At 34.0% G+C, this 22361-nt stretch carries 21 protein-coding genes; 20 read left to right on the top strand and 1 reads right to left on the bottom strand.

What is annotated here, in order from left to right; all coding sequences use genetic code 11:
* Positions 1-2 precede the first annotated feature (2 nt).
* The 20 genes from CHB71_RS03145 to pheS all read left to right on the top strand — a co-directional run bounded on the left by CHB71_RS03145 (position 3) and on the right by pheS (position 21388).
* Positions 3-857: an aldo/keto reductase gene (locus CHB71_RS03145; protein WP_089355417.1), complete on the top strand. Its 855-nt coding sequence runs from the start codon at positions 3-5 to the stop codon at positions 855-857.
* Positions 858-1643: an SDR family NAD(P)-dependent oxidoreductase gene (locus tag CHB71_RS03150; RefSeq protein WP_089355418.1), complete on the top strand. Its 786-nt coding sequence runs from the start codon at positions 858-860 to the stop codon at positions 1641-1643.
* Entirely contained in the window at positions 1618-2352 is a 735-nt protein-coding gene (locus CHB71_RS03155; RefSeq protein WP_089355419.1) for a cytidylyltransferase domain-containing protein, read from the top strand. Before CHB71_RS03150 ends, CHB71_RS03155 begins: the two co-directional genes overlap by 26 nt.
* Before the next feature lie 54 nt (positions 2353-2406).
* Complete coding sequence (locus tag CHB71_RS03160; RefSeq protein WP_089355420.1) at positions 2407-3414, top strand: GNAT family N-acetyltransferase; 1008 nt, start codon at positions 2407-2409, stop codon at positions 3412-3414.
* Entirely contained in the window at positions 3411-4448 is a 1038-nt protein-coding gene (gene pseI, locus CHB71_RS03165; protein WP_089355421.1) for a pseudaminic acid synthase, read from the top strand. The genes CHB71_RS03160 and pseI overlap by 4 nt, the downstream gene beginning before the upstream one ends.
* A 20-nt stretch (positions 4449-4468) precedes the next feature.
* Positions 4469-5818, top strand: a complete 1350-nt coding sequence (locus CHB71_RS03170) for a hypothetical protein (protein ID WP_089355422.1) — start codon at positions 4469-4471, stop codon at positions 5816-5818.
* Positions 5815-6678: a sulfotransferase domain-containing protein gene (locus CHB71_RS03175; protein ID WP_089355423.1), complete on the top strand. Its 864-nt coding sequence runs from the start codon at positions 5815-5817 to the stop codon at positions 6676-6678. Before CHB71_RS03170 ends, CHB71_RS03175 begins: the two co-directional genes overlap by 4 nt.
* 6 nt (positions 6679-6684) lie before the next feature.
* Complete coding sequence (locus tag CHB71_RS03180) at positions 6685-7929, top strand: lipopolysaccharide biosynthesis protein (protein ID WP_089355424.1); 1245 nt, start codon at positions 6685-6687, stop codon at positions 7927-7929.
* Positions 7926-8690 (top strand): phytanoyl-CoA dioxygenase family protein, encoded by a 765-nt coding sequence (locus CHB71_RS03185; protein ID WP_089355425.1) that lies wholly within the window; start codon positions 7926-7928, stop codon positions 8688-8690. The genes CHB71_RS03180 and CHB71_RS03185 overlap by 4 nt, the downstream gene beginning before the upstream one ends.
* A 162-nt stretch (positions 8691-8852) precedes the next feature.
* Entirely contained in the window at positions 8853-10088 is a 1236-nt protein-coding gene (locus CHB71_RS03190) for an MBOAT family O-acyltransferase (protein WP_369073798.1), read from the top strand.
* A 1-nt stretch (position 10089) separates the two neighbouring features.
* A complete protein-coding gene (locus CHB71_RS03195) occupies positions 10090-11121 on the top strand; it encodes a hypothetical protein (RefSeq protein ID WP_089355427.1) in 1032 nt (343 codons plus the stop codon).
* Entirely contained in the window at positions 11093-12424 is a 1332-nt protein-coding gene (locus CHB71_RS03200; RefSeq protein ID WP_089355428.1) for a sulfatase-like hydrolase/transferase, read from the top strand. Before CHB71_RS03195 ends, CHB71_RS03200 begins: the two co-directional genes overlap by 29 nt.
* 21 nt (positions 12425-12445) lie before the next feature.
* Complete coding sequence (locus tag CHB71_RS03205; RefSeq protein ID WP_089355429.1) at positions 12446-13693, top strand: acyltransferase family protein; 1248 nt, start codon at positions 12446-12448, stop codon at positions 13691-13693.
* A gap of 324 nt (positions 13694-14017) precedes the next feature.
* Positions 14018-14962, top strand: coding sequence for an O-antigen ligase family protein (locus CHB71_RS03210; RefSeq protein WP_089355430.1), 945 nt, complete (start codon positions 14018-14020; stop codon positions 14960-14962).
* 1 nt (position 14963) lies between these two features.
* Positions 14964-15743 carry a glycosyltransferase family 2 protein gene (locus CHB71_RS03215; RefSeq protein ID WP_089355431.1) on the top strand — a complete coding sequence of 260 codons (780 nt, stop codon included), beginning with the start codon at positions 14964-14966 and terminating at the stop codon, positions 15741-15743.
* A complete protein-coding gene (locus CHB71_RS03220; protein ID WP_089355432.1) occupies positions 15740-16705 on the top strand; it encodes an NAD-dependent epimerase/dehydratase family protein in 966 nt (321 codons plus the stop codon). The genes CHB71_RS03215 and CHB71_RS03220 overlap by 4 nt, the downstream gene beginning before the upstream one ends.
* Positions 16706-16740: 35 nt before the next feature.
* A complete protein-coding gene (locus tag CHB71_RS03225) occupies positions 16741-18111 on the top strand; it encodes an undecaprenyl-phosphate glucose phosphotransferase (RefSeq protein ID WP_089355433.1) in 1371 nt (456 codons plus the stop codon).
* Between the two features lie 15 nt (positions 18112-18126).
* The gene (gene galE / locus CHB71_RS03230) at positions 18127-19137 is read left to right on the top strand and encodes a UDP-glucose 4-epimerase GalE (RefSeq protein WP_089355434.1); all 1011 of its coding nucleotides are present in this window, start codon (positions 18127-18129) and stop codon (positions 19135-19137) included.
* Between the two features lie 119 nt (positions 19138-19256).
* Positions 19257-20345, top strand: a complete 1089-nt coding sequence (locus CHB71_RS03235; protein WP_089355435.1) for a glycosyltransferase family 4 protein — start codon at positions 19257-19259, stop codon at positions 20343-20345.
* 38 nt (positions 20346-20383) lie between these two features.
* Positions 20384-21388 (top strand): phenylalanine--tRNA ligase subunit alpha, encoded by a 1005-nt coding sequence (pheS, locus tag CHB71_RS03240; protein WP_089355436.1) that lies wholly within the window; start codon positions 20384-20386, stop codon positions 21386-21388.
* Here pheS and CHB71_RS03245 read toward each other — a convergent pair.
* On the bottom strand, positions 21385-22347 hold the full coding sequence (locus CHB71_RS03245; RefSeq protein ID WP_089355613.1) for an AAA family ATPase: 963 nt from the start codon (positions 22345-22347) through the stop codon (positions 21385-21387). The genes pheS and CHB71_RS03245 overlap by 4 nt on opposite strands.
* Positions 22348-22361 lie beyond the last annotated feature (14 nt).

Genomic DNA, 22361 nt, shown 5'->3' on the forward strand with positions numbered 1-22361 from the left:
CATTGGAAGAGCTCACGGACAAAATAGCTCTAGGAGCAGTACAGTTTGGTTTAAATTACGGTATCAGCAATAAAAATGGGGTTACTCCTATAAATGAGGTTGGTAAAATTCTAGAGTTTGCTAAGAAAAGCAGAATATCAGTTATTGATACTGCTTACTCGTATGGGGATAGTGAAAAGAATTTGGGTGAATTCGACTTGGAGCAATTTAAAATTGTCTCCAAATTCCCTGAAACTGAAGGAGTGCCAATTTTTCAATTTTTCAATGAGTCGTGTAAAAGATTGAATGTATCATCTCTTTATGGATATATAGCACATAATGGTAATATTTTAATCAATAATGTGAAAGCTTGGGATGAATTAAAAGAGTTAAAGAACGGGGGGAAAGTTGAGAAAATTGGTTATTCTTTATATAAACCACGAGAACTTGAAATACTGCTTGACCTTGGAATGATTCCTGATTTAATTCAAGTACCATTTAACTTATTAGACAGAAGATTTGAAGAATATTTTGATGAGTTAAAAAAAATGGGATGTGAGATACATTCAAGATCCACCTTCTTACAAGGGATATTTTTTCTATCGTTAGAAAATCTTTCTAGTTTTTTTGAACCACTACGGCCATTCCTTACTCATTTTGACAAACGATTTCCTGATATGGATGATAAAATCTCTTATTTAATTTCATTTGTACTAAGAAATAATGGAATTGATAAATTAGTGCTTGGAGTAAACAATCAATCTCAGCTTAGACAAAACATTAATCATCTATCGAACACGGTAACGGATGAATATGAATTAAATTTATCTGCGATTCCGGAAGAAATTCTATTACCTTATAATTGGCCCGCTAAGTAAATGGCATCTATCAAAATTGAGTTGTCTGAAAAAGTAATATTGCTAACAGGTGGATATGGACACTTGGGTAAAGGGATTGCTGAAAACCTCGCACTACATGGAGGGAAAGTATTTGTGGCAGGAAGGTCTTATGAAAAATTTAAGAAGGCTTTTAAAAATTCAATTGAAAATATTGAATTTCTTCAATGTGATATAGGAAAAGAAGGAGAAGTACGGTCTGCGGCAGGCAGCATTTTTGAATCAGAGGGTAAGTTTGATGCCGTAATAAACAATGCTTTCTACAGTAGAGGTCAAGATCCTGAAAATATGACCTCTGAAGATTGGGCGTTCGGTATAGATGGAAACCTGAATTGTGTATTTCGGTCCATTAAAGAAGTATTGCCAATTCTAAAGAAAAATCAATCAGGAAAAATAATCAACGTATCATCGATGTATGGAATGTTAGCACCTGACTTTGGAATTTATGATGAATACCAAGAATATTTAAACCCACCTCATTATGGTGCAGCTAAGGCTGGAGTGATCCAGCTAACTAAATATTATGCTGGTTATTTAGGAAAACACAATATTATGGTTAATTGCGTCTCTCCGGGACCGTTTCCTTCTAAAGCTGTTCAGGAAGCTAGCCCAGGCTTTATCCAACAGCTATCAAGGAAGACAGCTTTAAATCGAATAGGTATTCCGAGTGATATTGGAGGAATATTTACATTTCTGGTATCAGATGCTTCTAATTTTGTAACAGGTCAAAATTTTGTAATTGATGGAGGATGGACAATCAAATCCTAAAATAGGAGCAATAATACAAGCAAGGATGCAATCAGAGCGGTTGCCCGGAAAGGTGTTAATGCCTATGCCATTTCCTGCTGGTCCACCATTACTCTCAAGAATAATTGAGTCGTTGGATCAGATTAGCTTACTTGATGAAGTAATTGTGGCGACTTCTTCAAAAAGAGAGAATGACCCAATTGAAAAGTTTTGTAACTCAATGGATGTAAGGTGTTTCAGAGGAGATGAGAATGACGTTCAGAGTAGATTCATTTCAATTATTGAAATATACGGATTTGAACATGTAATTCGACTAACAGGTGACAATCCGATGATTGATCCATCTTATTTGATCAAAGCAATTGAGTCACACCTGAGTTTAGATTCTGATTATACCAAAACCATTGGACTCCCATTAGGGACTAACTTTGAGATTGTGAAAGCCGGATGTTTGACTCAAAGATCAAAGACCCATCGAACAAATTCAGAAATGGAGCACGTGACACATTGGATTGCCAATTCAGATGATTTCAGCAAAAATATTTTGGCTTTTGATTATAAAGAAGCACAATTAAGATTAACCGTTGATTACCCTCAAGATTATGCCATGATATCGATGCTTTTTGCCCTCTTAGATGAACGTGTTGACCTTGACCGTATTTGTGAGATATCTAATGAACACAAGTGGTTAAGTCAGATTAATAATGAAATGGAGCAAAAAATAGCATAGTGAGTCTCAGTAGTAAAGTGAATTCGTGTTTATCGACGATGAATTTAAATTGTAATGAATAATGAATATAAGGTTTTAAAAGAACAAAAATTTACATCTGGGGCTTATTCTATTATGCCAATTAGAATGGAGGATAGATATAAAATTATGAAGTGGAGGAATGAGCAGGTTTATCATCTTCGACAGCTTATAAAGCTCACAGAGGAAGCTCAAGACCATTACTTTGAAAATGTTGTCTCAGATCTTTTTGATAAAAAACAACCCAATCAGATATTATTTTCTTTTCTACAAAATGGAAATTGTATTGGATATGGAGGGTTGGTTCATATCAACTGGGTAGATATGAATGCAGAAATTTCATTTTTAATGGAAACCAGACTTCAAAAGGAAAAATTCTCATTGCATTGGGATACATTCCTTGAATTAATTAAGAAAGTTGCATACGATGAATTAAGGTTTCATAAAATTTATACATACGCTTTTGATTTAAGACAGCAATTATATGAAGTGTTAGAAAATGCTGGCTTTATTCATGATGCAACATTACTAGACCATTGTTTTTATGAATCATCATTTAAAAATGTAGTTATCCATTCCAATTTTAAGAAGGATATGCAATTAAGGAGGGCGAGCCTTTCTGATGAAGAAATAACCTTTAAGTGGGCATCAGATGAAGCTATTAGAAAATATTCATTTAAAAAAAATAAGATCATTAGCTCAGAGCATTCTCAATGGTTTAGGTCTAAGATATCTTCTGAAAGATGTTTATATTTTATTTTATGGTTTGAGGGTAATAGAATTGGATCTATTAGAATTGATATCGAGAATAACGAAGGATTAATAAGTTATTTGTTAGATAGTGATGTTCATGGTAAAGGGTTTGGAACAATTCTTTTAAATCTTGCAGAGAGAAGAGTAAAAAATATAAATTCTGAGATTAAGTGGTTAAAAGGGTATGTTCTTGACGATAATGTCGCCTCTCAGAAGATATTCAAAAAATTGGGATATAGTGAAATGAAAACTGAGCCCAAAAAGTTAGAGTATACAAAAAAGATAGTATGAAGATAGGATCGTTTAACCTTGATGAAGACAAATCAGTCTTTATCATTGCTGAGTTATCGGCTAATCATAATGGAAGTCTCGAGACAGCTTTAGAAACTGTACGTGCCGCTAAAAGAGCCGGAGCTGATGCAATTAAGCTTCAAACCTATACCGCAGATACAATTACTTTAGATAGTAATGAGGATGATTTTCTTATCAAGGGAACCATTTGGGAAGGTAGGAATCTTTATCAGCTCTATGAAGAGGCCCATACTCCATGGGAGTGGCATGAAGAAATTTTTAAATGCGCTGAAGAAGAAGGCCTGATATATTTTTCATCACCATTTGATCGATCTTCAGTGGACTTTCTTGAAGATTTGAATGTTCCAGCGTATAAAATTGCCTCTTTTGAGATTACCGACATTCCACTTATTGAGTATGTTGCTTCAAAGGGTAAGCCCGTTATTATTTCCACTGGAATTGCTACAGAGGAAGATATAGTACTTGCTATAAAAGCATGTGAAAAAGCTAATAATAATCAGATTGCAATACTTAAATGTACATCAAGCTATCCGGCACCAATTGAAGAAGCAAACCTTATAATGATTAAGGATTTTGAAAAAAAATATAATGTTATTTCAGGCCTTTCAGACCATACAATGGGAAGCACAGTGCCAATAGTTGCGACCGTGATGGGTGCAAAAATCATAGAAAAACATTTTATGCTAGATAAGTCAATAGGGGGGCCAGATGCTTCTTTTTCTATGACAGAAGCTGAGTTTGCAAATATGGTTGTTGCTGTTAGGGAAGCGAAAAACGCAATAGGGAGCATTGATTATAAGCTTACTCCAAAACAAGAAAAGGGACGTGACTTTAGCAGGTCTTTATATATTGTAAATGATATCAAAAAAGGTGAACTATTTACACCTTCCAATGTAAGGTCAATAAGACCAGGATTTGGTCTACACCCAAAATACTACAATCAAATTATTGGTAAGCGAGCTAATGAAGATTTAAAGCGAGGGAAGCCATTATCATTAAGCTTTATTCAATAAATATATTTTGATAACCGCGTATGGTTCATAATTGTATCAACAATATTGAGAATGAATTTAATGTTGAGGGAATAAAGGTCAATGGAAATTCTTGCTGGCCTCTATTCAGAAATAAATTTTTTGAACTGATCAGATCAAAAAAATTAAATGTTAAAAGTCGGATCAATCAAGTTGGTTTTACAAATTTTTTTAAACTGTTGTGGCTATCGAAATATGGTATTAAGTTTCTTCTTTTCCCTAAAAAGGTTGATTTTCTTATTTTCTCAGCTACCGAAAGAAGAAAGGAACTGAATGGGCAATATCATGATCGGGTTGTAGAGGGGATACATTCGATGAGTAAATCGTTATTAATTGAAAACCCTTTTCCCGCCATTTCACATATTCCTAAAAGGAAACTTCCTAATAAAAATGTGCTTAGTGAGTCGGCTTTGTATTTTTTGGCAAAAGTTTTTTCAATAGGTGCGCGTTATGAATTAAAAGGGGAAGAAACACTTAACGCAATTAAAGATAAATATGATATTCAGCTTTCAACAGGCTCTATTATAAAGCGTTATTTGGGACAAAAAAAGGTGGGACGTTTGCTTGTAACACTATTTAGGCCTAAAGCTGTTTTTTTTGTATATAGTGCATCATCTCAGGGATATATTAACGCCTTTAAGGAAGCTTCAATACCAGTTATAGAGTTACAGCATGGTGTAATAAATAAAGAGCATATTGTTTACAATAATCAAATCTCGCTTAATAGAAACATGTTGCCTGATTATCTTTTAACCTATGGTGAATATGAACTTCAATTATTTGATGAGAAGAACTACTTTGTAGACTCTTCGAAAGTTTTTCCAATTGGAAATTACTTAATAGACTACTATAGAGAAAGAATTGGAAAGAAGGAAAGAAAGAAACAATTAGTTTTTAGTGGCCAATCAATTTTTGATAAAAAAAGTATTCCTTGGCTGATTGAAATAGCCAGAGCTTTATCAGAATGGGAAATCGTTGTAGTTCCACGACAAGGTTCGGATATGTGTGCATTGGAAACAGCTAAAAACATTTATGTGGAAAGGAAAAAAAGTATTTACGAGGTAATTACTGAGTCAAATCTACATTGTACAGTAAATTCCAGTAGTTGTATTGATGCTTTGGCTTTGGGGATTCCAACAATTTTTCTCAATGTTGACAATCAAGCCAGAAATTATTACGAAAATGTTTCTAAGTTCTATTCCTTTGCAGATAATCCTAGCGAAGCTATAAGGCTTTTAGAGAGTTTTAATCCGGTTCCAGAAAGTGAAGTAATTAAAGAGAGCAAATACTTTGTGGTAAATGATTATTACAAAAACATTGATAGCTTCCTTAAGAATCGATTAAATATATGATAGGAAAAATTAGAGTTTTTTTTGGGAGCAAAATACCACGAAACCTTAAGCACAAGATAAAATTTGAATGGTTCCCATTTGTTTCGATATTTTATCCTGAGACTCTCATTGTTTCGTATCCAAAATGTGGAAGATCCTGGCTAAGGTTACTTATCAATGACTCCTTTGCTAAGGAATATTCGGGACATTTAAAAGAGGGATCTCTTCAAGAGGATCGCCTAAGTTCTATTAACAAAGACATTTCTTCAATTGGAATCACACATGATGATGACCCCATGTTGAAAACTCCTGAAGAAATTATTAAGAATAAATCATTTTATAAGAAAAAAAATGTGGTGTTGCTTGTTCGAGATCCACGAGATGTAATGATTTCGTGGTATTTCCAGGTTATTAACAGAGGGTCTATAAAGAACTTTAGCGAGCCAATTAAAACCAATGATCCTCGTGATTTCATATATAACGAGAGGGGTGGTTTAAAGACAATCATTGATTTTTATAATTTGTGGTGGAAAAACAGAGAGCGACCTAAAAGTTTCTATTGTATGAGCTATGAAGCACTAAGGTCTGATACGCTTAATGAAATGATTAAGTTATTTGAGTTTTGGGGGATTAGAAAATATATAAGTGATTCATCCATCAAACATGCGATTCAGAAAAACTCATTTGAGAAATTGAAGGACAAGGAAAGTAAAGGAGCTGTAAAGCATGACGCTTTTAAGACCGTCGATAAAAAAAATCCTGATGCCTTTAAAGCAAGGAAAGGAAAAGTTGGAGGGTATGTTGACTATCTTGAAACTGAAGATATTAAGTATATGGATGATTTAATATCAAAGACCTTAAATAAGGCATATAAATATTAATCCCTTTTGAGCCTTTTAAAAAACGCTTCCTATTTTACAATTGGAGGGATACTTAATAAAGTAATCCCTTTTTTCATTTTACCGGCAATAACTCATTTACTTACCCCGGAGGAGTTTGGCATCTTCAGTATGTTTGAAGTTGCTGTTGTAACCCTTTTACCATTTATTCTTGTTCAGCAAAATGGAGCTATAGGAGTTAACTATTATAAATTGAATTTTGAACAGAATGGACAATACATTTCGAGTGTATTGATTATTCCATTTACTATGTTCTTAGTTTCAATTTTGCTAATTCTGCTTTTTTCTCATTCAATATCATCCATGCTTAGCATTCCGGAGGAATGGCTTGTATTCATACCTACGGTTTCATTCTTTCAATCTTTATTTTTAATAAACAATACCACCTTAATTTTTAGAAAAAAACCCATCCAATATTTATATCTTGAAATTGGAAGAACAATACTTTTTTACGGAGGTGGATTAATTGCTTTATATTTCTTTTCAAACTCATGGAAGGGGCTAGGGGGCTTCATGACTCTTGCATACGGAGTTTTTGGCTTAATTGCCTTTATTCAATTAATTAAATTTTATAAGCTCAAGCCAAGATTGAATGCCCAGTATCTCAAAGATGGGTTGTTATACGGCGGTCCACTTATCATTCATGTCTTTTCACAAAGTGTAATTGACTTATCTGACAGATATTTTATCACGGAGATGATTGGTGTAGAATATGCCGGAATCTATACAATAGCATATAGGTTTGGTATGATTAACTTCTTTCTTTTCAAATTTTTTCAGCAGGCCTGGAATCCATATGTATTTGAAATTTTAGAAGGCAATAAATCAAAAGAAAAGAAGGGATTAGTCAAGAAACTAATAATTATAATTGTTGGCATTGCTTGCCTGGCTGCAATAGTCGCGATAATTGCTCCATTTTATGTGAGATTCTTTTTAGACTCAAGCTATCAATTGGCAATATCTGTAATTCCATGGATTTGTTCAGCATACGCTTTTAGATCCATTTATGGTGTTTTGAGTGTATTCCTATTTCATAAAAAAAAGACAGTTACCCTATCAATTTTAACTTTTACTAATGCTATAATAAATCTCGTTTTAAACTATTACTTGATAGGTCTGTATGGATTTGTTGGAGCTGCTATAGCAACTTTGATAACTTTTATTCTTTCAAGTACGATTCTATTACTTTTGTTGCTGAAAATGTACGGTTCTCCATTAAATAAGCTCAAATGATAAATTACTTGGCAAATAATGTAAGGGTTTTTGGAAATGCATTAAAAGATGCCTTTTCTTCTAATAGAATCAAAAGTGAATTAGATGAAAAAACCAAGTCAATAGTTGCTGAAATAGAGACTAATGGATACTTTATAATTGAGGATTTCCTCACTAAAGAAGAATGTCGACAATTGGCTAATGAGATTGACTCATTGCTTATAAAATTTGACAAAAGCGCATGGAAAGATGAGTATAACTCTGATCATAGACTCTATGCAGCAGATAGGAAATCAAATAAAATAGCAGGGTTTTTTACAGATGAAAGAATAGATGCGGTTGCGAAGAATTACATGAAGTCAGATTTAGTTGGGTTTACATTGGGAGCGAAACTAACTGCAAAACCTGAGAATCCAGGATCTGGTGGTGGTTGGCACAGAGATGCATTAAAAAAGCAAATCAAAGCTATAATATATCTCACAGATGTGGATCAAGATCATGGTCCTTTTGAGTATTTTGTGGGTAGTCATAAATATGATAATAAAATTGGCAATTTCATTATGAATGAGCTTAAGCATCATACACGCTACACTGTTGAGGAAATTGCAGGTATTGCGTCTGAGAATCACAAGGTTTTAACTGGCAAAGCTGGAACTTTAATCCTTGTTGATACTTCTGGAATTCACAGGGGTGCGCCTATTCAAAAAGGAGAAAGATATGCGTTGACAAATTATTATTGGAAGGATAAAATTCCTGATCACATTTCAAAATTATTCATTTAAGCAATGCTCTTTAACTCATTAGAGTTTTACATTTTCCTTCCTATTGTATTCTTGTTGTATCATACTTTTTTTACTAAAAGTATCCAATCGAGGAATACCTTTCTAATTTTTGCCAGTTACTTATTCTATGGTTGGTGGGATTGGAGATTCTTAATTCTTATTTTGATAAGCTCAGTATCTGACTATATTTTAGGTTTGAGAATCTTTACATCTGTAAGCAAGGCGAAAAAGAAATACTATTTTATTTTAAGTCTTCTCATCAATCTGGGGATTTTAGGTTTCTTTAAGTATTACAACTTCTTTATTCAAAGCTTTTCTGAATTGCTAGAAGTCGTTGGTTTAAACCCAAATATTCATACTCTGAGCATCATACTTCCGGTTGGTATAAGTTTTTATACTTTCCAAACTTTAAGCTATTCAATAGATATTTACAGAGGAAGAATGAAGCCGACAAAGGATTTTCTTTCTTTTCTGGCTTTTGTTAGTTTTTTCCCCCAATTAGTTGCGGGTCCTATAGAAAGAGCTTCTAACCTTCTTCCACAGTTTCATAAAATCAGGAAGTTCAGTTATGAATATGGAAGGGTTGGTATGAAGCTTATTCTATGGGGCTTCTTTAAGAAAGTTTGTATTGCTGATAACCTCTCTGGCCAAGTAGATATTATTTTTCAATCATATGAAAGTTTAGGTGCCCTGGATTTAATGATTGGCGCTTTGTTTTTTGCATTTCAAATTTATTGTGATTTTTCTGGCTACTCTGATATGGCGATTGGGCTAGGAAAATTATTTGGTTTTGATCTGATGACTAACTTTAAATATCCTTATTTTTCAGAGAATATAGGGGAGTTTTGGCGCAGGTGGCATATATCACTTTCTTCTTGGTTCAGAGATTATGTATTCATACCCCTTGGTGGAAGCATAGGAACAAAATTATTTAGAATTAGAAATTTAATTATTGTTTTTACTGTAAGTGGTTTATGGCATGGAGCAAATTGGACATTTATATTTTGGGGCTTCCTTAATAGCATATACTATTTACCGTCTTTATTTATCCGCTTTCAATCTGAAAGTAAAATCAGGCGATATGTCTCAATTTGTGCTACATTCTTCTTCACATGTTTGGCATGGATTTTTTTCAGATCGCCTACTATATCAGACGCATTTCAATACATTGTTCATGTTTTCGAAAATCAATTGATTTTGACAGGTTCTTATCAATTCGAATTCACACTTCTTCTTCCATTTATACTATTTGAGTGGCTTGGTAAAAAGCAAATAGTTCCAATTATGAATCTAAAATTACCATTTATTTGGAGGTACTCTACCTATTTATTGCTCATATTCATAATTATTTTCTTTGGAGCGTTCAACGAGCAAAGTTTTATTTACTTCCAGTTCTAACATGAAGAAATTTCTCCAAAAAATATTGCTATTCATTTGGATTCCAATAGTGTTTATAGGCACTAATTTAATTGTTGACCCTTCAGGTTTATTTATTGACTTAAGTGAACCTGTTGAGCATTTGAAGAATAATAATCATTTAGGAAGCTTCACCAATTATGATGAAAGATCTTTTGTGAAGGAGTTTCTTAAAAGAAGTAATGGAGAAAAATATGACATTGTAGTATTAGGTTCAAGTCGATCATTCCAAATCAATACTAATTCTTTTAAAGAGAAGAAGAGACTGTTGAATTTGTCATTAAGTCAGGCAAGATTACAAGATTTAGTTACAATATATTATTTACTGAAAATAAATAACATCACTTATGACACATTAATAATTAGTATTGATCCAGACTATTTTTTTGGCAAGCCTGATTATAGGTGGAGATCATACGAAAGGGACTATTTGAATGCGCTAAATGAATTCAAAATACAAAATAAGCTATTAGTCAGTAATGGGGTGAAACCATCAGCCTTAAAACAGATGTTGAGCACTGATATTTTTAAATTGTCAATACGAAAAATATTACAGAATGATCTCAAACACTATGAACTGCTTGAAGACTCAAGTGGCTATAAAGGATCCATTAAATGCCCGGATGGTTCTTTACTTTACCCGATGAATAAAAGAAATTCAGGAGATAAGGAAAATATTAGTCAGTTTTTGAGGAATAAAAATTATTTTGTTTCAAATGACATTATTGTTCAGAGAAAAACTCTTTTTGAGTCCATGGTGGAGCAGATAACATCTACAGACAAAGAAATTATTTTTTATCTATCACCATTTTCGCCTCGCTTATTTACTATTAATTCTTTATACAAAAACAATATTGAACTTACTGAAACTTATTTGAAAGTTAATCTTTCTTCATATACAATGATCGGGGGATTCAATCTTAATGAAGAGTATCCTGATTCTGATATGTTCTATGATTTAAATCACCCTAAAAGAAGTCTTGTAAATGAGCTATTTGCTAAATCGCTGGATTAAGAGTTCTTTTTCACTCATTTTAATGGTTTTAACATCATGTAATGAAGAAGGAGGTATCAACTACACGGCTATCAACCAACCCAATATAGTTTTAATCTTATCAGATGATTTGGGGTACGATGATATTAAACTGTATAATGAATCAGGGTTAGAAACACCCTATTTGGAAGAGTTGGCAAAGGAGGGAGTTGCCTTGAAAAGAGGTTATGTGACAGCTCCGGTTTGTAGTCCTTCGAGGGTTGGAATTTTTAGTGGTAGATATCAAGAAAGATTTGGGTATTATAATAATCCCTATCCATCAGTTAATCAGGATCTTGTCTCTATTCCTTCAGATAATATACTGTTAAGTGAGTTTTTGAAAAACTATGGATATTCTACTGGTTTAATAGGTAAATGGCACATAGGAAAGAGTAAAGATTATCACCCGCTGAATAAGGGTTTTGACTATTTTTATGGTACTGTTGATGGTCCATTAAATTACCTGCCTTTAGATGATTCACTTCTAATAAAAACCGGCTGGAACCCTCCGGTAAAGAATAATCTTGAAGAAAATTTTGAACCGGTCAGTAATTATAATTACCTGACAGATGAATTTACGGAGAAAGCAATCTCCTTTATTGAAGAAAATAGGAATACCCCATTTTTTTTAACAGTTTCTTACACTAGTCCTCATGACCCATGGCAAAGTATACCTAAATACTATAACCAAATAGACTTGGAAGACGGAACGAGAAGGGTTTATTTATCAATGATCAAATCTCTGGACGAAGGAATTGGTCATATAACAAAAGCGATTTCTGAAAATGGTTTAAAAAGCAAGACAATTGTAATTTTTATTAGTGATAACGGCTGTAAAAATATAGGACCTAACGTTTGCAGTCTAAATCCTTCTCTCAAGGGACATAAGGGTTCTATTCACGAGGGGGGTATACGAGTCCCATTTATCATTAAGGATCCTTATATGACAAGTAGTCAGATTGAAGGACTATTGAATAGAAATATTTCTAGCTTAGATATTTATGCCTCACTTAGTCACTTAATTACAGGTAAAGTTCCAGAAAAATTGGATGGCAATTCTTTATACATGCCTAATAGTGCTGAATTATTCTGGAAATATGGAAATCAAGCGGCAGTCTTAAGTGGTGATTTCAAATTAATTAGTACAAATGGTGAATATGAGTTATATAATTTGAAGTCAGATCCAAAAGAGCAATTTAATTTAGACAATCAGCCTTTGGTACAGCAAGAACTTCAGGAAGCACTATTTGAGTGGGAATCTATAATTAGGCCAGCAAAATGGTGATATACAAACATCCCAATTGGTATGAATATTAAATCATTCTTAAAAAATAATTTTCAACGTCAAACTTCTTCAGGGAAAAAGTTTATCGAAGAAATAGATGGACTTAGATTTTTTGCGATCGCTCCGGTGGTTGTGCATCACTTGGCTGAAAGGGTTATTCGTCAAATGAGGTTGAAAGAGGAATCAAATCACTTTGATGAATTTATATTCGAGCTTATTCCATCAGGACCTCTTGGAGTAGAGCTCTTCTTTATCATTAGCGGTTTTGTGATTTCCCTTCCGCTTCTTAAATCCTGGCTAAATGGTAATTCAGTTAAGCAGGCGTTTAGTTATTGGAAGTACTTTAAGAGAAGATTAACCCGCCTGGAACCTCCATATGTCTTAGTAATGGTTGTTGGTTTGTTAGCTATTATATTCATAACAAACTCAGGGTCAGACAGCTTTACCTCAGGGACAAGGTCGTTTTCAAAATCTTCAATATCAATATATGAAAGTTTTATAGCAAGTATCTTATATCTGCATGGTTTAGTATTCTTAAGTTATCCCCGCATTAATCCACCTGCATGGTCTTTAGAAATCGAATTTCAGTTCTATGTGGTTGCTCCTTTTATCTTGTTCTTTATTTTTTACTTAGTTAAAATATTCAATGGTAGATTGAGCTTCTATTTTATATTAGGTTTAATTCTAATTCTACTTAAAGCAATTGTATACTTTCTTGTCCCTGAAGTTTATCATAAATTTTTAGTAACTAATTATATCGAATTTTTCTTTTTAGGGTTTGTTCTGTGTTATTTATATCTACAAGGAATCTTTAATAGAAAATCCTACTTAGTATCTTCACTGCAATTTATTTGTGGATTATTGGTATTTCTCATAACAGATTTTTATCTCAAAGAATCGGATAGTCTTTTATTGGAATTTTTAAAAATTGGCGGTATGCTGATTTTTTTTACTGGTGTATTAAGTGGAGGTATTGGTAAAAAAATTGCTTCGAATACATGGATTGTTACTATTGGAGGTATGTGTTACTCCATTTATCTAATTCATCTGTTATTACTACAGGTTGGGGTATCACAATTTTTTAATCTTGGGTATAATCAAGAATCTTTTATTGCTAACCTGGGGATAACAGGCCTGATTGGATTGCCAATTATTCTTATAACATCAGCCATATTTTTTAAGATTATTGAGCAGCCTTGTATGAACCCACATTGGATATCAGATCTAAAATCATTTTTAAAGAAAAACTTCTTAAATAAGCAATCTTAATAATCATTGGATTCCAGTATTTCAAATAGCAATTATGGGTTACTCACTAGGGTGGTTTCACGAAAAATCCGGATATCTACCTTTTTATATTACCTAATAATATTTGCCTCATTAGGAGATAAAATATTAAGACCATCTGAAGATTCAAAACTCACTTTATTCAGGCTTTTGGTTCCTGTAATGATATTGTTATTGATTTATGTCAAACCAATAAGAATTTACAATTTCATTATACTGTCCATTACATTACTTTTTTATTCCATATTCGCTTCATACACCTCACCCTATAAAACATATGATATAACGGCGTATTTAAATTTCTTGATGTTAATTCCTTATTGGTGGATATGTATTGACCTAAAGAGTTATTTTAAACAGGGTGATTTTCTATATAATCTGGTTCGAGGGATAGTATATGGCACATTATTATTATCCGTTATTCAATACATGTTCGGAGGAGTTTATTTTAACACACAAAATAGGCTGCCGGAGGTTAATATTTATTTTAATAATGGGAATGAATTAGGCATGTTTTTAAGTGGGTTTGTTCCATTATACTTTTTCTTGGAAAGAAAATCTTTGCTAAAATGGGTCGTTATTACTCTAATAATTTTCTTAAGCTGGCATAATCATGCAAGAGGTACTTTTGTTTCTGCTCTTCTATTTCTATTTATGTATTATAATGTTGTATTCTTTTTAAGATACAAGATATTTTACATGACATTGTTAATTGTATCATCTACAGTGTTAATTTCTATACTATCATCTATTCAAGTATTTGGGATTACTTTAATCGATTTTTTAGTGGATCCTATCGTTCATATTTTTACTCTTGATCCTATTGAGCCAAATATTGGCTCAATAAATAATAGAGCGAATAACATCATCTTTGCACTTCAGGAATTTATTGATAGTTATTTCATTGGTATAGGTCCTGACAATTCAAGAGCTATGGTTCAAAGTCATATTGTTTTGAAGAGCCATTCTACACAGAGTATGCATAACATGGTTATTCAAATTATTTGTGAGTGGGGAGTTGTTGGTATTTTATTCATGGGGTATTTTCTGAGAAGTATTCTCACAAGAATACAAAACTATAGCCTTGCAAATGTTTTAATAATCCTTTCAATATTTTCTAGTATTCTCCTTACATCATCAATTAGCTCTGGTCCTTTTGTGAATTACGCTTATTTATTAACCTTTTATACCACCATCCTATACATACCAGAAATTCTAAATCATTTTAATAAACAGTTTGAAAGGGATTAAAATGGAAAAAGATTTGGTATCGATTATTACTCCAGTATATAACTCTGAGAATGTTTTGGAACAAACAATTGAGTCTGTATTTGTACAGACTTATAAGAATTGGGAGCTCATTCTAGTAGATGATTTCTCAAAAGATAATTCTCGATATATCATTGAAAAGTGGAGAAAGAAGGATAATAGAATTAAATCTATTTTATTATCTAAAAATAGTGGTGCTGGTAATGCAAGAAACGTCGGGTTGGATTCATCAAAAGGAAATTATATCGCATTTTTAGATGCAGATGATATCTGGTTGTCAGATAAATTAATGGATCAGCTTAATTTTTTTAAAAATAATAGCGGAATAAAGTTTCAATACTCTTGGTATTACACAATTGATGAAAAGAATAACCCTTTATATGCGTACAGAACACCCAAAAAGGTATCTTTCAACTTATTAAGATTTAATAATTATATCCTTACCTCTACTGTAATTTGTGAGACACAACTTGTTAAAGGGTCAAAATTTTCGGAAATAAGAAAAAGACAAGATTGGTCATTCTTTCTTACACTATTGAAAAAATCAAATTATGCTTATGCGATACCTAAAATGACGGTAAAGTATAGGAAAATGCCAAACACGTTAAGTTCCAATAGATGGAAATTAATAAAGCCAAACTTTATATTTTTTCGAGACTTTTTATATAATGGTAACTCATTCCTGGCGGTGTTGCATTTTATTGTCTTTCTTCCATATTATTTTCACAATAAAACGTTTAATAAAAAATCAATTAAAGATTGAAAATATTAATAACAGGTGGATCAGGATTCATTGGGACGCATTTAATTAAAGAATTGCTCCAGGATGATTCTATTGATAAAATTATCAATCTTGATTTAAAGGAATCTTCTATAAAGAATTCAAAGCTTGTAACACAAAGTTGTGATATCAGGAAAGATATAAAAGTAGATATAATCAATGAACATTTTGACTGGTGTATTCATCTTGCTGCTTTGTGTAAAGAGCCTGGTTATGATTGGGAGGAGTACTTTGATACAAACCACATAGGAACAAACCATGTAATTCAGCTTTGTAAGAGATTATCAATTCCGAAAATAACATTTACCAGCACTATGATGGTATATAATGCTGGAGAAGTTCAAAGAACAGAATCATCAATTACTTCGCCAGATACTGCCTATGGTATTTCAAAGCTATTGGCGGAAAAAGAACTTGAAAAATGGGTGAATTTAGATGCTAATAGAGCGCTTAAAATAATTCGCCCAGCGGTTGTCTTTGGCGAAAACGAAAATGCAAACTTTACTCGGCTTTATAAATCTCTTAAGAGTGGCTTTTTCCCATATGTAGGAAAATCAACTACTGTAAAATCAAATATTTATGTCCACGAGCTAGTACGATTTATTAAGTTTTTAAATAAAAGTAAATCAGAAATAGTTCATTATAATTTTTCATTCCCTGAATCGAGTAAAATTTCACATCTAGTTGCCACTTTCAAAACAGTATTTGGGCTAAAGTCCTTCAACCCGACCTTACCACTTTTTTTGTTAGTTCCAATAGCCAGAGTTTTTGAGCTGTTAAATACTTTGGGGCTGAAAAACTCGATCCATCACCGTAGAATTGAAAAACTATTCTATTCAACCAATATTTATCCTAAAGCTGCTCTTGACGAAGGATACAAGTTTAAACACACAATTCAATCTGCATTAGAGGACTGGAAATCTTCAGAAGATCCAAATCTGTAGCTTTTGAATTAAGCATACTTATATTTGCAGAAACAATGCCATCACATCATAGATATTCTCAATATTTTCCCATTCTATTTCTACTCGCAGATTTAGTATGTCTCAATATTGGAATTTTTTTAGCGAATGAATATAGGTTTGGATATTTAGTTCCGTCAAAAGATTACCAGTTATTGCAGCTGATTCTCAATGCAGTTTGGATTGGTGTTTTCTTCAGCTCTAATCTTCAAAGGATAAATCGAAATTCGAGACTGCTTGATCATCTTAACAAAGTACTTACTGGATTAGTAATAAATCTTTCAATTGTATTCGCCCTATGGTTTGCGTTGCAGCCAGTTGACTACTCTAGAAAATACCTATTCGTCACCTATCTTGTATTTACCATTCTTATTTTAGGTTGGCGAAGTGTATGGCATTATCTCATCCGCTATTATAGGATACAAGGCTATAATATTAGAAAGGTTGTAATCATAGGGAAAGGAGATTTATCCGATTCCCTTACCCAATACTTTAAGGAGACACCTGAACTAGGTTATCAGCTAGCTGGCATAGTAGATGATAATGATTCTGCAGATGCCAGATTAAATGAGTTTGAGGATTTTACCATAAATAAAGAAGCTGATATTGTTTTCTGTTGCTTGCCTCATTTAACTGACGATCAAGTGAAGGATGTGATTGATTTTGCTGAAAATAATCTAATTAAAGTCAATCTTATATCTCAGTTTAGTCGACTTGCCAATTATAATCTCTCCATTGAGCAATTCGGAAATATTCCTATTATAAATGTGAATACTATTCCGTTAGATAGCATGGTTAATAGGTTTATTAAACGATCATTTGATATTGTTTTTTCTTCCATTTTTATACTTCTTATTTTTTCATGGCTTGTACCTATCATAGGTATTCTTATAAAAATGGAGTCCAAAGGGCCGGTTTTTTTCAAGCAGAAAAGGCATGGAAAAGATAATCAAGGGTTTATGTGCTGGAAGTTTCGAACGATGACCTATCAAAAAAATGCTGAATTCAAGCAAGCAACGAAAAATGATAATCGTATTACAAAAATAGGTGCCATTCTTAGAAAAACATCCATTGATGAACTTCCACAATTCATTAATGTGTTTCTTGGAGATATGTCTGTTGTTGGTCCGCGACCACACCCAATTAAACTTAACGAAGAGTTTCAACCAAAAATAGATCGATTTTGGCAGAGGCATGCGGTAAAGCCAGGAATAACCGGCCTGGCACAAGCCCGTGGATTTAGAGGAGAAACCGCAGAACTAAGCGATATGAGTGGCCGTGTTAAACTTGATCGTTTCTATGTTAAGAATTGGTCCCTAATCCTGGATCTTAAGATCATCATTTTGACTGCCATGTCAATCATCAAAGGCGATCAAAACGCATATTAAAATCAATTTTCAATTTTGAAAAATATTCTTGTAACTGGAGGTCTTGGCTTCATTGGTTCACATACGGTTGTCGAACTACATAGTAGAGGCTATAACCCGATTATTGTTGACAATCTTTCAAATTCTCAGGAAGATGTGCTTGGTCGGTTAAAGAAAATATCAGGATTAATCATCCCTTTTGTCAAAGTCGATCTCGTTGATTTCCAAAGTTCAAAGGAGGTATTCGAAAATTACTCCATTGATGGAATCATACATTTTGCAGCATATAAGGCCGTGGGAGAATCTGTGGCAAAACCACTGGCTTATTATGAAAACAACCTAGTTTCTCTTATTAATTTATTGAAACTGTCAAATGAATTTGGAGTTTCAAATTTTATTTTTTCGTCTTCATGTACTGTTTATGGAGAGCCAGAGAAATTGCCAGTCGATGAATCATTCCCAAAGAAACAGGCGGAATCTCCTTATGGCAATACCAAACAGGTTTGTGAAGAGATTATAGAGGATTATTGTATTTCTAATTCTTCTTTTAAAGCAATTTCATTGCGATATTTTAATCCAGCTGGCGCACATGATTCGGCTATAATAGGCGAGCTTCCTCTAGGAGTCCCAAACAACCTTGTTCCATTCATAACCCAAACCGCAGCGGGTATCCGTGAAAAGCTAAATGTATTTGGAGGTGATTACAATACACATGACGGTACCTGTATACGTGATTATATTCATGTAGTAGATTTAGCCAGAGCACATATTGCCGCCCTTGAACATTCAAAAGGAATGCCCGAAAATTATGATTTTTTTAATGCGGGAACTGGAAAAGGATACTCTGTTTTGGAAGTCATTAAATCTTTTGAAAAAGTATCAGGAGTTAAGTTAAACTATGAGATAGTTGATCGGAGAGAAGGAGATATCGAAAAAATATTTGCTGATACAACCAAAGTGAACGACGTATTAGGCTGGACTGCAGAGAAAAACATTGATGACATGATGCAATCCGCATGGAACTGGCAAAAATCACTACCAAAGTAATTATTCGGTAGTTCACCTATTAAATCCGCCACTTTGCCGAAATAGTTTATAGTTTACCTTAAAAAATTACCATTTTTAAACCTAATTATCTTTAGAGAACGTAAGTTCACCAATTAATTATGGGTCTACCGCTCGCCATAGCAACCTCTTTTCTAGTCACCCTTACCTTAATGCCTGTCATTATTAAGGTATTCAAATCAATAGGATTGCTGGATAGACCTGATAAGCGAAAGATTCACAGCATCAGCACACCTTCACTAGGTGGTATTGCAATATTCTCAGGAATATTGATGGCTGTACTTATGGCCGTCCCGCTGGCTGAATTAGCAATTGAGAAATATTTTATTGGAGGCGCCATACTTATTTTTCTGCTAGGTGTAAGGGATGATTTATCAAGCTTGCTTGCACACCATAAACTAGTGGTCCAAATTTTCTCCGCATTTATGGTTGTTTATTTTGGAGGTATTCAAATCAATGGACTCAATGGTCTATTTGGTGTTCATTCATTTCCATGGCACTTTGACGAAATCTTTACAATTTTCATTATTGTCGTGATGACGAATGCCTTCAACTTAATTGATGGCATTGACGGACTCGCAGGGAGCATCGCCTTTGTAATCGCTACTTTTTTAGGATGGGCATCTATTCAAAGCGGATATTTTATTGATGCGACATTTGCATTTGCAATTGCAGGAGCGTCTTTGGCATTTCTTCTTTATAATTGGTTTCCGTCCAAGGTTTTCATGGGGGACACAGGTTCAATGGTTTTTGGATTTATGCTCACAGTTTTAATGGTTAAGTTTTTAGCCACTCCAATTCCTCCATCGGTCATCCTTTCACCAGTTGCAACAAGTCTTGCACTTTTTGTATTGCCTGTCTATGATACGCTACGAGTGTTTTTTATTCGATTCTATACCGGAAGACCTCCATTAGCTCCGGACAGGAATCATATTCATCATGTTTTACTTAAGCTAGGCTTAAATCATGCGTATTCAACCCTTCTACTAGTTGGATATAATGTCCTTGTTGTAACAATGGCAGTTGTCTTTCAGTCAGTGGGAGAACTGTGGCTCATGCTAATTATGACCACTATGACTGTTACAATTGGTGCAGTTTTGGATCGTAAGCTGATGAAGAGAGAAGCAACACGTCTTGCCAGCCTTATCCCACCAGAAATTAAATTGAGCAAGGAACATACCTCCGTATAATTACTATTTTTGCGATTCATTTGAGAATTGCAGGTAACATGCTCGATAAAGTAAAAAAGCTTATTTCTGAAGTTGAAAACGCAACGGCCAAAACCGAAGAAGAGGTCGAAAAATTTCGATTGAGGTTCGTTGGTAGAAATAATATCATCAATGAGCTATTTGAAGATTTTAAAAGCGTACCACCAGAACATAAGCGGGAATTAGGTCCGGCACTTAATCAGCTGAAGAATTCAGCACAAAATAAGCTAAAAGAACTATCTGCCTCTTTAACTTCTTCAGCAAGCAAGTCTAATGTTGATGTGACATTACCTGGAACTTTTGGAACAGAGGGCTCTACTCATCCTATCTCACAAACAAGAAGTAGAATCATTGAAATTTTTGAAAGGCAAGGATTTAATGTTGAGGATGGACCGGAAATTGATAATGACTGGAACAACTTCACAGCGCTAAACTTCCCACCTAACCACCCTGCAAGAGAGATGCAGGATACGTATTTCATCGAGAAAAATCCTGACATGCTTTTACGGACACATACATCCAATGTGCAGATTAGGCTGATGGATAAGAAAAAACCACCAATCCGGTCTATAATGCCTGGCAGAGTATATAGGAATGAAGCTATTTCAGCACGGGCACATTGTTTCTTCCACCAGGTGGAGGGATTGGTCGTTGGTGAAAACATCAGCTTTAAAGACTTAAAGAATACTTTGTATCACTTCTCTAAGGAAATGTTTGGTAAAGGCACCAAAATTAGACTAAGGCCATCATACTTCCCATTTACTGAACCAAGCGCTGAAATTGACATAAGCTGTTTTATCTGCGACGGAGAAGGATGTAAAATCTGTAAACAGACCGGTTGGGTTGAGATCGCCGGCTCTGGGATGGTAGATCCAAATGTTTTGGAGAATTGCGGAATAGATTCCACCAAGTACAGTGGATTTGCATTTGGAATGGGAATTGAACGAGTCACAATGCTCAAATACCAGTTGGATGACCTACGGCTTTTCTCAGAAAATGATATTCGCTTTTTGAAGCAATTTTAGAGTAAGTCGGAGATAATCTTTTCTTCAGTAATGCCTTCAGCTTCAGCTTTGAAGTTTCTGACAATACGATGACGTAGTACTGGTGCAGCCACTAATTTGACATCTTCAATGTCCGGAGAGTATTTGCCATTAATAAGCGAATTACACTTAGCTGCGAGTATTAAAAATTGACCTGCTCTTGGTCCAGCGCCCCACTCTAGGTATTCATTTGCAATCTTATCAGCTTTCTCACTATTAGGCCTTGTTTTAGCTACTAAATTGACAGTATACTCAAACACATTGTCAGCAACAGGCACTTTTCTCACCAATTCCTGATACATCAGAATTTTATCTTTGGAAATGACTTCAGATACTTCATCTGTCTGTTGGCTTGTTGTTCTTTTTATGACTTCTATTTCATCCGCATATTGTGGATAGTCCAGCTTGATCATAAACATAAATCTATCTAGCTGCGCTTCAGGTAAAGGGTAGGTTCCTTCCTGCTCTATGGGATTTTGCGTAGCGAGAACAAAAAATGGTTTGTCCAAGCTATAGTTTTTCCCTGCTATAGTCACAGCTCCTTCTTGCATCGCTTCCAGTAATGCTGATTGAGTTTTGGGTGGTGTTCTATTGATCTCATCGGCAAGGATAACATTCGAAAACACAGGACCTTTGATGAAGCGTAGATTCCGTTCTTTATCGAGCGTCTCTGCCCCAAGAATGTCAGAAGGCATAAGGTCTGGAGTAAACTGAATACGGTTGAAATCCAGTCCGAGGCATTTTGAAACAGTTTGCACTAAAAGTGTTTTAGCAAGCCCGGGCACACCCACCAAAAGTGAATGGCCATTGCAAAAAAGGGATGTAATTAGAAGTCTTACGACATCAGGTTGCCCGATAATCTTTTTAGAAATTTCACTTTCTAGTTTCTGAAAGTCACTTGCTAGCTCGTCTGCTAGTTTCACATCCTTATTTTCTGCCATAAAAGGTATTTTTT

This window comes from Ekhidna lutea, from assembly GCF_900188325.1.
Taxonomy (GTDB): Bacteria; Bacteroidota; Bacteroidia; order Cytophagales; family Cyclobacteriaceae; genus Ekhidna; species Ekhidna lutea.

Bases quoted from the DNA above. Each gene is read 5' to 3' on its own strand.
- CHB71_RS03150 (WP_089355418.1), top strand. From the start codon at position 858: ATGGCATCTATCAAAATTGAGTTGTCTGAAAAAGTAATATTGCTAACA.
- CHB71_RS03155 (WP_089355419.1), top strand. From the start codon at position 1,618: ATGGAGGATGGACAATCAAATCCTAAAATAGGAGCAATAATACAAGCA.
- CHB71_RS03160 (WP_089355420.1), top strand. From the start codon at position 2,407: ATGAATAATGAATATAAGGTTTTAAAAGAACAAAAATTTACATCTGGG.
- pseI (WP_089355421.1), top strand. From the start codon at position 3,411: ATGAAGATAGGATCGTTTAACCTTGATGAAGACAAATCAGTCTTTATC.
- CHB71_RS03170 (WP_089355422.1), top strand. From the start codon at position 4,469: ATGGTTCATAATTGTATCAACAATATTGAGAATGAATTTAATGTTGAG.
- CHB71_RS03175 (WP_089355423.1), top strand. From the start codon at position 5,815: ATGATAGGAAAAATTAGAGTTTTTTTTGGGAGCAAAATACCACGAAAC.
- CHB71_RS03185 (WP_089355425.1), top strand. From the start codon at position 7,926: ATGATAAATTACTTGGCAAATAATGTAAGGGTTTTTGGAAATGCATTA.
- CHB71_RS03195 (WP_089355427.1), top strand. From the start codon at position 10,090: ATGAAGAAATTTCTCCAAAAAATATTGCTATTCATTTGGATTCCAATA.
- CHB71_RS03200 (WP_089355428.1), top strand. From the start codon at position 11,093: ATGAGCTATTTGCTAAATCGCTGGATTAAGAGTTCTTTTTCACTCATT.
- CHB71_RS03205 (WP_089355429.1), top strand. From the start codon at position 12,446: ATGAATATTAAATCATTCTTAAAAAATAATTTTCAACGTCAAACTTCT.
- CHB71_RS03210 (WP_089355430.1), top strand. From the start codon at position 14,018: ATGTTAATTCCTTATTGGTGGATATGTATTGACCTAAAGAGTTATTTT.
- CHB71_RS03215 (WP_089355431.1), top strand. From the start codon at position 14,964: ATGGAAAAAGATTTGGTATCGATTATTACTCCAGTATATAACTCTGAG.
- CHB71_RS03225 (WP_089355433.1), top strand. From the start codon at position 16,741: ATGCCATCACATCATAGATATTCTCAATATTTTCCCATTCTATTTCTA.
- CHB71_RS03235 (WP_089355435.1), top strand. From the start codon at position 19,257: ATGGGTCTACCGCTCGCCATAGCAACCTCTTTTCTAGTCACCCTTACC.
- pheS (WP_089355436.1), top strand. From the start codon at position 20,384: ATGCTCGATAAAGTAAAAAAGCTTATTTCTGAAGTTGAAAACGCAACG.
- CHB71_RS03245 (WP_089355613.1), bottom strand. From the start codon at position 22,347: ATGGCAGAAAATAAGGATGTGAAACTAGCAGACGAGCTAGCAAGTGAC.